This window comes from Neglectibacter sp. X4 (assembly GCF_009917365.1).
Taxonomy (GTDB): domain Bacteria; phylum Bacillota; class Clostridia; order Oscillospirales; family Acutalibacteraceae; genus Acutalibacter.
In genome coordinates, this window is record NZ_QWLE01000343.1 from 1 (window position 1) to 529 (window position 529).

A 529-nucleotide genomic window follows, 5' to 3' on the forward strand; every position below is an offset into this window, starting at 1 on the left:
CTGTTTGCTGAAATCAAGAAAATGTTTGTCGATTCGCAAACAAGCCGGCAAGAAGAAAAAGTTGCGAGTATTAGATTTTAGTACCTATTCCGTTTTTTTGCAAAAAAGGTATCAAAACTTAGAAGTTACTTTATACTAACTAAAAGGTTTTGAGCAAATTAAACGAAATAGAAATGGAATTCTTCGTTCTTTTTCGTTTTCTAAGCAGATATTTTCATAAAAATTTGCCATATTATTAAAGTAATTTCCTCAATTTCCATATAATAGATATCATGATTTAAAGAGTTTGATACCTTTTTTACAAAAAACACTTAAAAGTACTAATGACATGCTTCATGCGCCTTTCATGCGTTTTCCGTACCAATTTCCTTGTTGCCCTTGTTAAAAGATGTCCGGTCAGCTATAATATTATCATAAATGGGAAAACAAGGGAGGAACTCACTATGATAAAAGCCATGGAAGCAGCGGAAAGAGATGCTGCGCTAAAAGTTGCCGATTTGATGGCTGCAGCTGCAAGGACCGCACCTAA

Annotated in this window: 1 protein-coding gene; it reads left to right on the plus strand. The window is 34.2% G+C overall.

Annotated elements, in window-relative coordinates; translation table 11 throughout:
• Positions 1 to 323: 323 nt before the first annotated feature.
• The coding region (locus D1841_RS18885) for a hypothetical protein (protein ID WP_207710228.1) at positions 324 to 529 on the plus strand (206 nt) is incomplete at its 3' end.